Origin of the sequence: Kurthia sp. Dielmo (assembly GCF_000307285.2) — a bacterium.
Taxonomy (GTDB): Bacteria; Bacillota; Bacilli; order Bacillales_A; family Planococcaceae; genus Kurthia; species Kurthia populi.
Map to the genome: position 1 here is coordinate 64,138 of NZ_HE578957.1, position 10,008 is coordinate 74,145.

The 10,008-nt window shown below is 37.2% G+C and carries 11 protein-coding genes; 5 read left to right on the forward strand and 6 right to left on the reverse strand.

Annotation, left to right across the window (positions count from 1 at the left end; genetic code table 11):
• Positions 1–320: TSUP family transporter (locus KTHG_RS05250; RefSeq protein WP_145988286.1), on the reverse strand; the 320-nt coding region annotated here is incomplete at its 3' end.
• Between the two features lie 90 nt (positions 321–410).
• Here KTHG_RS05250 and KTHG_RS05255 point away from each other — a divergent pair.
• Complete coding sequence (locus tag KTHG_RS05255) at positions 411–1,196, forward strand: TrmB family transcriptional regulator (RefSeq protein WP_139991951.1); 786 nt, start codon at positions 411–413, stop codon at positions 1,194–1,196.
• A 42-nt stretch (positions 1,197–1,238) separates the two neighbouring features.
• Here the strand turns inward: KTHG_RS05255 and KTHG_RS21095 are convergent, their stop codons facing one another.
• Positions 1,239–1,394: a hypothetical protein gene (locus tag KTHG_RS21095; RefSeq protein WP_158620949.1), complete on the reverse strand. Its 156-nt coding sequence runs from the start codon at positions 1,392–1,394 to the stop codon at positions 1,239–1,241.
• Between the two features lie 167 nt (positions 1,395–1,561).
• Between KTHG_RS21095 and KTHG_RS05260 the strand changes: the two genes are divergently transcribed.
• Positions 1,562–1,828, forward strand: a complete 267-nt coding sequence (locus KTHG_RS05260) for a hypothetical protein (protein ID WP_126989529.1) — start codon at positions 1,562–1,564, stop codon at positions 1,826–1,828.
• A gap of 54 nt (positions 1,829–1,882) precedes the next feature.
• Here KTHG_RS05260 and KTHG_RS05265 read toward each other — a convergent pair whose 3' ends face one another.
• Both KTHG_RS05265 and KTHG_RS05270 read right to left on the reverse strand, forming a co-directional pair.
• Positions 1,883–2,452: an undecaprenyl-diphosphatase gene (locus tag KTHG_RS05265; protein ID WP_139991952.1), complete on the reverse strand. Its 570-nt coding sequence runs from the start codon at positions 2,450–2,452 to the stop codon at positions 1,883–1,885.
• An 83-nt stretch (positions 2,453–2,535) separates the two neighbouring features.
• On the reverse strand, positions 2,536–3,807 hold the full coding sequence (locus tag KTHG_RS05270; protein ID WP_139991955.1) for an MFS transporter: 1,272 nt from the start codon (positions 3,805–3,807) through the stop codon (positions 2,536–2,538).
• Positions 3,808–4,049: 242 nt separating this feature from the next.
• On the opposite strand from KTHG_RS05270, the gene KTHG_RS05275 reads away from it, so the two are divergent.
• On the forward strand, positions 4,050–5,366 hold the full coding sequence (locus KTHG_RS05275; protein WP_139991958.1) for a LysM peptidoglycan-binding domain-containing protein: 1,317 nt from the start codon (positions 4,050–4,052) through the stop codon (positions 5,364–5,366).
• Between the two features lie 33 nt (positions 5,367–5,399).
• On the opposite strand, the gene KTHG_RS05280 is transcribed toward KTHG_RS05275, so the two are convergent.
• The gene (locus KTHG_RS05280) at positions 5,400–5,618 is read right to left on the reverse strand and encodes a hypothetical protein (RefSeq protein ID WP_139991961.1); all 219 of its coding nucleotides are present in this window, start codon (positions 5,616–5,618) and stop codon (positions 5,400–5,402) included.
• A 162-nt stretch (positions 5,619–5,780) separates the two neighbouring features.
• On the opposite strand from KTHG_RS05280, the gene KTHG_RS05285 reads away from it, so the two are divergent.
• Entirely contained in the window at positions 5,781–7,247 is a 1,467-nt protein-coding gene (locus KTHG_RS05285) for a hypothetical protein (RefSeq protein WP_255512389.1), read from the forward strand.
• A gap of 71 nt (positions 7,248–7,318) precedes the next feature.
• Here the strand turns inward: KTHG_RS05285 and gntK are convergent, their stop codons facing one another.
• Complete coding sequence (gene gntK / locus KTHG_RS05290) at positions 7,319–8,869, reverse strand: gluconokinase (protein ID WP_126989534.1); 1,551 nt, start codon at positions 8,867–8,869, stop codon at positions 7,319–7,321.
• 194 nt (positions 8,870–9,063) lie between these two features.
• Between gntK and KTHG_RS05295 the strand changes: the two genes are divergently transcribed.
• Positions 9,064–9,975: an aminopeptidase gene (locus KTHG_RS05295; protein ID WP_139991964.1), complete on the forward strand. Its 912-nt coding sequence runs from the start codon at positions 9,064–9,066 to the stop codon at positions 9,973–9,975.
• Positions 9,976–10,008: the final 33 nt, after the last annotated feature.

The window sequence follows — 10,008 nt, forward strand, 5'->3', positions numbered from 1 at the left end:
AGTGGTTTCATAACAGCGGGATCTATTAAATGAACTGCCCCTGCACCAATCATCGACCCGATAAAAACGAGTGGAAATAATTTTTTCACCGCAGTTAAATCTAATTTACCTGAACGATAAAATGTGATGACGGATGTTAAAGAACCCATCGTTCCTGCTAATTTATTTGTTGCGATAGCGGCTGCAGGATTTAAGCCAGCAAATAATAATGCCGGTAAACCAATTAATCCACCACCACCGACAACAGAATCAATGAAAGCAGCTAAAAATCCGAAGAGTACAAGAATAAGAAGTAATTGTAGATCTAAATCAAAAATCAATGTATGCCATCCCTTTCTTCTGTTACTACCGTAATAGTAACTTAATGTGCTATACTTGTAAATAAGAAAAAAAGTAATGGAGGGTATAACATGGATGAACTAATTCTCCAATTAAAACAATTAGGCTTAACGGAATATGAGGCAAAGGTATATATTGCGCTCGTACAAGAAAGTCCAGCGAGTGCTGCCCAAATTAGTAAATTATCAACCGTGCCAAGAGCGCGTGTTTATGGCACATTAGATGCTTTGGTTGATAAGGGGATTGTTTTAAAAGAAAATGCTGAGAAAACGACGATATACCGTGCGTTGCCTGTTGCTTTGTTTATTGAAAAGGCGCAACAAGATTTTACAAAAACAATCAATCAAATGGATGAGCAATTGACTGCATTAGAAGCTGAATCAATTGAGCAGCAAACGCAAATTTTGTCTCTACAAGAAAAAGAATCCATAATGCAATATTGTCGCCATTTATTAGAAAAGGCTGAGCATACAGTGATGATTTCTATGTGGGAGGATATGTATACATTATTACGTGAAGATATTGAACGTGCTGCTGCGCGTGTGACAGTTAAGGGCATTACAATCCGTGCGGAGGATGTCGTGCCAACAGTTGATACGCATCGTACAACACATCACTTAGCGACGACGCATAATCCACATTGGTTTATTATTGCGATTGATCACAAGGAGGCGTTATATGGTTCTCCTGTGACAGAGCGCTTGTCAGCATTTTTAACGGACGATGAAATGCATCTTTATATTTTAGAGGATTATATTTGGCATGATGTATTAGTAAATCGTCTTGTAAAACGGAATGGCGATGACTCATTAGAAGAGTGGGTGAAAAAAGAAAGAGCTAATTTTTTCAATAAATAACAACTCGCTAGTCTATATAAGGAAAATAAAAAAACAAGCCTATTAAGCTTGTTTTTGAAACGCTGCTAACATTTGATTCAGTTTTTCTTTTTCTTTTAAATATTGTTCTTCCGTTACCGCTGGATTATTAAGTAATTGTCCAAGGCGTAAAATCTCTTGTTGAATCATTTCTTTTGTAATTGGCTTTTTTTCTGTCATCATCAAAGCTCCTTTAACTATCGTATATTCATTGTACTATGCAAAAAATAGCTTGTCACGCTTCTAAAAGTTTTGCAAATTAGTGACAATCGTGAGGGACAATATCGTTTGTGCGTGCATTGTGCTATGCTACATATGTGAAAGATATAAAAGGAGTTTTGTTGTATATGGATGGTAAATTGAACTGGATTGGCTTTTTATTTTTATACATTGGTTTGTTTTTAATGACACAACCATTTAGTGCGGATTTGCGTATTGAGGCATTAGCAAATTGGACAACGGTCTTTATCGGCTTTTTAGTGTATTTCGTTGGAGTTATTTTCGGGATTTTTGGATTCCTTCGTGAGCAAACACCACTACGCTGGATTAATTTAGCCGGTTTATTTATTGGAATTGTTTTAGTGAGTATTTTTATGTTTCTTCCAAATTCATAAAATAGATAAAAGGGCAGGAATCTTCTAAATGATTCTTGCCCTTTTATCTATTTTCTATTGAGGATGCCCAGTGAGTGGTAGTTTATACCATAATCGGATAATCAATGATGTTATAGGTTCCATCATCATACGAAGCTGTGTAATAATCGCAGCGGCAATAAAACCAATGGCGATACCTGCTAATACGTCGCCAGGGTAGTGATTACCGACATAAATACGAGAGAAGCCTGTTAATAAGCCAAATACTACCGGTAGCCAGCCCCATTTAATATGACGTAGTAATACAGCAAATGTTATCCCCATTGCGCCTGCTGTATGGTCACTTGGGAATGAAGCATCCGCGTCATGCGCAACGAGCACATTAATCGTATCGTATGTTACGAATGGACGCGGCTCAAAATAAAATTGCGCGATACATATATTAATGATAATTGCTAATACACCTGCAAAACCAGCATAAATAGCTGTTTTTTTCGTATATGTATTGCCAAATAAAAATAATGCTAAAAGCAACATTGCTAGAATATATAATGCCGCATTTGTCGTGAAAATCATCATGTGATCGAGGAATGTAGAACCGTCTCCTGCTAGACCATTAATATTCTTTAATAGTTCATAATTCAATTAAAACCCTTCTTTCCATATGACATTATAAACGATTTTGTCAGTAGAAAGTTGCGAAGAGATAAAGATTTTTTAGGAAATGCTTACGTACCGATTGAATCTTCACGAGGATTATGTTTTCTAAGTAAAATAACGAATAAACTTCCTAGACCACAGAAGATACCGGCCAGGACAAAGGCGCTTGTGTAGGAATCAAAGGCATTATAAAGTAACCCGCCACCAAATGTCGCAACAGCTGCGCCTACTTGATGAAATGCGACCATCCATCCGTACATCATAGCAGATTTTTCTATACCAAATTCGCGTCTCGTTAATCCAATAGTTGGCGGGACAGTAGCAATCCAATCTAGACCATAAAATATCGCAAAAATAACTAATAATGTCACAGAACCATGTTGCAATGCGAAGGGGAGGAAGATTAATGACAGTCCACGGAATGCGTAGTAAATAAATAGTAACCATCGATTATCAAAGCGGTCGCTTAACCATCCTGAAAGTGTTGTGCCAATTAAATCAAAAATTCCCATGAAGCTCAGTAAAGAGGCGGCAAATACCATAGGAATACCAAAACTCATACAATAGCCAATAAAATGGGTGCCAACAAGGCCGGTTGTGGACAATCCACAAATAAAGAAACTACCAGCTAACAGCCAGAATGTTTTACTTTTAATACCTTCTAAAAGTGAGTCCCAGACCATTTTAAACGGATTCCCGGAAGGTTTTGCGTCTGTTGGCTGTGCAGCTTGAGAGAGTGCTGTCAAACCTAGAGCAGTTGTTTGTATATCGCGTGGCCATTCTTTAATGAAAATTAAAATCAGCAGTAGCATGATGACACTAAGCGCTAAAATCAATCCAATCGCATATCGCCATGAATAATATTCTACTAAAGCGGCTAAGACAGGTAAAAGAACGAGTTGACCGGTTGCGGTAGCCGCTGTTAAAATTCCGACAGCTAACCCGCGGCGTTTAACAAACCAACGATTGGCGACTTGTGTACTGAGCACGGTAAGGAACAGCCCAGATCCAATACCAATCATGACACCCCAGATTAAAATGAGCTGCCAAGAAGAGTTCATAATAAAAGTTAAAGATAGTCCAATTGCTAATAAGGCCATCGAATAGAGCATGACACGTTTTAAACCAAAGCGTTCGACAAATGCAGCCATAAAAGGCCCAGAAAAGCCGTAAAGAAAAAGACCTACTGCAAACGCAAATGAAATCATAGGTCGGCTCCAATTAAATTCTTTTTCGAATGGCTCAATAAAAACGCCAGAAGAGGAGCGAATAATACCGGCTACAATGATTGCAAAAAACGCAACGATTAAAATAATCCAACTATAATGTAATTTTTTCATGTACTTGCGCCTCTTTCATTATGTAATAGTACAATGTTATTTGATTGTTCAGAAAAATACAATATTTAGATAGAGATAAAAAAAGCAGTATACTTGAAAAACCAATATGAAATATTGCGATAATTGGATGAAATGGTGAAAAAAATATAAAAAATTTACATACGTCATATTTCCTAAAAAATACAGAACGTGGTATTATTTATGGAGTATAAAGATAACGTTCACTTCAGGAGGAGAAGAAAATGAAATATAACATTAAAGTAGCGGCAGCTGTATTGACCGCATTTACAGCACTGTCAACGCCTTTAATGACATCAACTGCTAGTGCAGAAGAAATGACCGTGCAAAATACACAGTTCAATCAATCAACAACAGGCAATGCTTTTATCGATACGATTTCAGAAGATGTTATAACGATTGCTAATGACTATAATTTATATGCTTCGGTTATGCTGGCCCAGGCATCACTTGAGAGTAATTATGGTAAAAGTGGCCTTGCAGCTGCGCCAAATTACAACTTGTTCGGAATTAAAGGTCAATACAATGGTCAAAGCTCTTCATTCGCTACAAATGAGCAAACAGAAGATGGCACGGTTTTCCGTACGACAGCATCATTTAGAAAATATAACTCATATGAGGAATCATTAAAAGACTATGCAGTGCTACTAACAGGTGGAACATCAGGAAATAGTACATACTATCAAGGTGTATTAAAGAACAACACGATGTCTTATAAGCAAGCACTTCAAGCATTAGAAGGCCGTTATGCAACGGATACGAGCTATGCGAGTAAATTACAGGAAATTATTGATGATTATGATTTAACACGCTTTGATACAATGGCTGGAACAACTGAAATTGTTGCTAACGAAGATGGTACGACAACAACTGATGTTGAAGCGAAAAAAGTAATTTCAGTTGTTTCTGGGGATACATTGAGCGCGATTGCCAAAACATATCATGTGACGGTTGAACAATTAATGGCATGGAACGGCTTAAAATCAACATTGCTAGCAATTGGTGATGAATTAGTTGTTGAAATCAATGATGGTACAACAGAGGTACAATCGACAACTGAAAAAATTGTGGTGAAACAACCAAAACCACAACTAATTAAAAAGACTTATACAGCCACGAAAAAATATAAAGTAAAAAAAGGTGATTCATTAACAGCCATTGCGAAGAAAAATGACATTACAACGGCGCAGTTAAAAGAATGGAATGATTTATCATCTGCTTCACTTAAAAAAGGTCAAAAATTAGCAATCGCTGTGAAAGAAGCTCCAAAGAAAGTAACAAAATCAGTAGCAAAAGAAAAAACGACAACGACTAAGGTAGTAAAAACTGAAAAATCATCAAAATCACAAGAAAAAGTACAACAAGTATCGACTGAAAAGAAAACACAAGCAAAAATTCATGCACGTTACTATACAGTGCAATCGGGTGATTCTCTAGCTTCTATTGCTCGTGCATTCCTAACAACAGAGACGAAACTAAAAGAAGCCAATCAATTATCATCTAACTTAGTTTATGAAGGCCAAAAAATTAAAATTCAATAACAAAAAACCCTCTCCGTTATATGGGGAGGGTTTTTAAGTACCTTCTATTAACACTTTCATTAATTGATTTTGAAGTGTATTAATTTCATTCATTGCGTACTTTTCAAGCGCTATATATTGGGTATCTTTTTTTATGATTTTTCGTTTTAATTCATTATTTTGTTGGCGAAGTGCCGATACTTCTTCTTGTAGAGAACGTAATAATCGCTGATATTCCCAAGAAGATTGCGAAACAATTAATTTTTTTGTCATGTATATCACCTCTATAACTGTTCTTAATAGAATAATACCCACTGGAAAAAGAAAAAAACATATTTCACATAGTTCAATTTAAATGAAAGTTTATGAATAATTGGCAGAAAATTATATTTATTCTATAATTATTACTAGTAGAAGTTATAGGGAGTGACAGCAATGATGAATTCCGAAGAGTATGACAATCTAAAACGTAATTTGCGTAAATATGATGCAGCTGGATTTGATAAACGTGGATTACATAAAAATGGAACACCTTATGATGATGAGGGCTATGACGTAAGTGGTTATAATTATGGCGGCTTTAATCGCCAGGGTTTTAATCGCAGTCGCATTCATGAAAATGGCACTGCATATGATAAAGCAGGATATGATGCACTAGGGTTTGATATGAAAGGCTATGATGCCAAAGGATATGACATGAATGGTTATAATAAAGCAGGTTATGATGAACAAGGCTATAATCAGACCGGGTTTAGTTTGTCTGGTATGCATAAAAATGGCACACTTTATAATGATGATGGTTATGACTGCGAGGGCTATGACCAGCAAGGCTATGATAAGCAACAACTTGATCGAGAAGGATTTAACCAAGATGGCTATAATATTTTAGGCTATAACCGTGAAGGCTATAATGAATTAGGCTTTAATAAAAAAGGAAAGCATGAAAATGGTACAAAGTATGATGATACAGGTTTTACAGTGAAAGGCTACAATCGTGAAGGTTATAATCGCCAAGGTTTTAATAAACAGGGTTTTAATATAAATGGTATGCATAAAAATGGCACACTTTATAATGATAATGGCTATGATATGAGTGGCTATAATGCAGCAGGTTTTAATAAAAAAGGCTATGATCGAGATGGCTATAATGAAGCGGGCTATGATAAGCAAGGAATCAATAAACATGGATTGACACGCGAGGGCTATGATCGAAATGGCTTTAATAAGCAGGGGATACATAAAAACGGCACACCTTTTGATGATGTCGGCTTTGCGTATGATGGCTACAATCAATTAGGGTACAATCGCCAAGGTTATGACAGGGGTGGCTATGATGTGAACGGCTATAATGAAGCGGGATATAATCGCGCAGGCTATACAAAAAAAGGCTACGATATACAGGGCTTTGACCGATATGGCTTTAATAAACAAGGTTATGATAAAGAAGGCTATGATAAAGAAGGCTATACGATTTTTGGTTTTAATCGTGAGGGATTTGACCGCCAAGGCTATGATGAACATGGTGAATTCCGTCCATTTATGGATGTTTTTATGCAAAAGCAGCAACTACAAATTCAACAAAATGATTTTTATACGGTCGAATGGAAGCATATTTTATGGCAATTAGCAGAAATTGAACGTCAATATGCGAATTATCAATACGATCACCTCGTGGTATTGTTACAGCAGACGGTGGATGATTTTGTTGTAGAGTTATTGAAAAAACATCATCTAACGCAAGGATTTGCTTGTAAGGATTTACAGTATGATGCGCTTTATAACAACGATTTGTTAGCACCAACTCATTATGAATTATTAAAAGCGATGGGGTCACTTGAGGTTTATAATGAGATGACCTATAGTGCGATTCGTAAAATGATTGTATTAACGCTCGCAAAATAGAAACCTTTCTTAAAAGATGAGCATAAGAAAAGAAGGCATCGCGCATTGGCGCGATGCCTTCTTTTTATTAATTAATTTTCATGAACCCATTTTTTTTGGAATCGTGCAATATCACGATATTCATCTTTGAATAGACGAGAAATACGAATATAAATAGGAATTAACTCTTTATATACTTCGAAATTATCTTTGATTGGTTTATGTGCATGTGTTGAGCCCACCCATTCAGAAATAATAGAGAAATCCTCAATTTCGCCTAAGGCATACATTCCTAAAACGATAGCGCCAAGGCATGAACTTTCAAAGCTTTCAGGTACAGTTACCTCTTGGTTAAAAATATCTGCCATCATTTGACGCCATAAATCAGAGCGTGCAAAGCCACCGGTCGCTTGGATCTTTTCAGGTGTACCAATGACTTCTTCTAAAGCAATGAAGACAGTATATAAGTTGAAAATAACACCTTCAAGTACAGCGCGAATCATATGCTCTTTTTTATGATGTAAGCCTAAGCCGAAGAATGAACCGCGAGCATTAGCATCCCATAATGGAGCACGCTCACCAGCTAGGTAAGGGTGGAATAATAGACCATCGGCACCTGGTTTTACACGTGCTGCAATTTTTGTTAGCACATCATAAGGATCGATACCTAAACGTTTTGCCGTTTCAACTTCACTTGATGCAAGTTCATCACGAACCCAGCGGAATGTCATCCCACCATTGTTTACAGGTCCACCAACGACCCAGTGTTTATCTGTTAGCACGTAGCAGAAAATACGGCCCTTTGGATCGGTAATCGGCTTATCAACAACTGTACGGATTGCACCAGATGTACCGATTGTAATGGCGACAACACCAGGGTCAATGGCATTCACACCAAGATTTGATAACACACCATCATTAGCGCCAATAACAAATGGTGTAGTAGCACTAATGCCTAGCTCAGATGCAATACCAGGACGCAATGAGCGTAAAACATGTGTTGTCGGTACGAGTGTTGATAATTGCTCTTCTGTAATCCCTGCAACGTTTAGTGCTTCAGTGTCCCAGTTACGTGTTTCTAAGTTAAACATACCTGTTGCAGAAGCAATTGAATGATCGACTACATATTCACCGAAGAATTTTTCGAAAATATATTCTTTAATACCGATAAATTTATGAGCAACCTCGAATGTATCAGGGTGTTCGTTGCGTAACCATGTAATTTTAGCTAATGGTGACATCGGGTGAATCGGCGTTCCTGTGCGGCGATAAATTTCATGACCATTTAAATCTGTTGAAATTTTTTCTGCCCATGCAGTTGCACGGCTATCTGCCCATGTAATAGATTTCGTTAAAGGTTTGCCGTTGACATCAATCGCAATGATGGAGTGCATAGCTGCGCTAAATGATACAAGATGTAAGGCATCTTTGTCGATATGTCCTTTTTGAATAGCTCCCGCAATTGCTTTTTTACAAGCAATGTAAATTTCATCGGGATCTTGCTCGGCCACTTGTGGAGTCGGGCTATATAACGGATATGTTTCGTGGTGCATACTTACAACCTCACCATTATTTGAAAACAATACCGCTTTTGTACTTGTTGTGCCAATGTCGACGCCTAAGTAATAAGCTGATTTTGACATAATCGATCATCCCTTCATTTTATAAAATTTTATTTCAATAGTAATTATTTATTTATGAAAAAATATTTCTTATGATATAATTTTACTCAATTTTAATGATAATTGAAAGTGTTTTCTTTCGCACGTCTGAACTATTTCGGTATTTTATAAATTGCAGTATACTAAAACCATTCTATGAGAAATGAAGGGATTCTATGCAACAAATGAAAACAATCATCGAAGGATTACTAGTAAATAATTTTTCATTCGATGAGCGTGCACGTTTTTACGTACTGACAGATAATACAACAAAGCAACTTGGACTAGCGTTCGCTGATGGCTTACGAGAGAATGGCTACGCTGTCACAGCGGAGGTGATGGAAGATCGTACGAAAAATGGCGAAGAACCTCCTGAAGATATTGCAAAAAAATGGTATGACTTTACGGCTGTTTTTTGTTTAACACGCTATTCATTAACCCATACAGTAGCACGTAAGGAAGCAAATAAGCGCGGTGTGTCCGTTATTACGATGCCTGGTATTACGGAAGATATCTTTTATCATGGGGCAATGACAGCTGATTATTCGAAAGTAGAGCAAGAAACTTTAGTCCGCACTGCCCAGCTTAGTGAAGCAACAGCCGTTACTATTCGTACTGGAGGACAATATGAACTGCATATTCCGGTGAAAGGTCGCGTAGGGTATCCTTCTACAGGCGTGTTTAAAAAGCCAGCCGCTTCTGGGAATCTACCATCAGGTGAAGCGTATATTGCACCGGTGGAAGGGAAGGCTTCTGGACAAGTATTGATCACAGGTTCGATTGCAAGTATTGGTCTTGTTAAAGCGCCTGTATTACTAACGATTGAACAGGGTCAGTTAGTGTCAGCAAGCGGAAAACAGGGAGCACAATTATTAGCTCTATTAGGTGATGGTTTAGGGCGTAATTTAGCAGAATTAGGCATTGGCACAAACTATAAAGCACGTATTATCGGTACAATTCTAGAAGATGAAAAAGCGTATGATACGATTCATGTAGCGTTTGGTTCGAACCACACATTTGGTGGTACGGTTAATGCGGGCGTTCATATTGATTGTGTCACAAAGAATCCAGAAATTATTTTTCATTAAACGTTATTAAAAAAGTCGACACTACCTATTAGT

What these genes read in the sequence shown, in the direction of transcription:
- gntK (WP_126989534.1), bottom strand. Translation starts at nt 8,869, where the DNA reads ATGTCAAAATCAGCTTATTACTTAGGCGTCGACATTGGCACAACAAGT.
- KTHG_RS21095 (WP_158620949.1), bottom strand. Translation starts at nt 1,394, where the DNA reads ATGACAGAAAAAAAGCCAATTACAAAAGAAATGATTCAACAAGAGATT.
- KTHG_RS05260 (WP_126989529.1), top strand. Translation starts at nt 1,562, where the DNA reads ATGGATGGTAAATTGAACTGGATTGGCTTTTTATTTTTATACATTGGT.
- KTHG_RS05270 (WP_139991955.1), bottom strand. Translation starts at nt 3,807, where the DNA reads ATGAAAAAATTACATTATAGTTGGATTATTTTAATCGTTGCGTTTTTT.
- KTHG_RS05295 (WP_139991964.1), top strand. Translation starts at nt 9,064, where the DNA reads ATGCAACAAATGAAAACAATCATCGAAGGATTACTAGTAAATAATTTT.
- KTHG_RS05275 (WP_139991958.1), top strand. Translation starts at nt 4,050, where the DNA reads ATGAAATATAACATTAAAGTAGCGGCAGCTGTATTGACCGCATTTACA.
- KTHG_RS05280 (WP_139991961.1), bottom strand. Translation starts at nt 5,618, where the DNA reads ATGACAAAAAAATTAATTGTTTCGCAATCTTCTTGGGAATATCAGCGA.
- KTHG_RS05255 (WP_139991951.1), top strand. Translation starts at nt 411, where the DNA reads ATGGATGAACTAATTCTCCAATTAAAACAATTAGGCTTAACGGAATAT.
- KTHG_RS05285 (WP_255512389.1), top strand. Translation starts at nt 5,781, where the DNA reads ATGATGAATTCCGAAGAGTATGACAATCTAAAACGTAATTTGCGTAAA.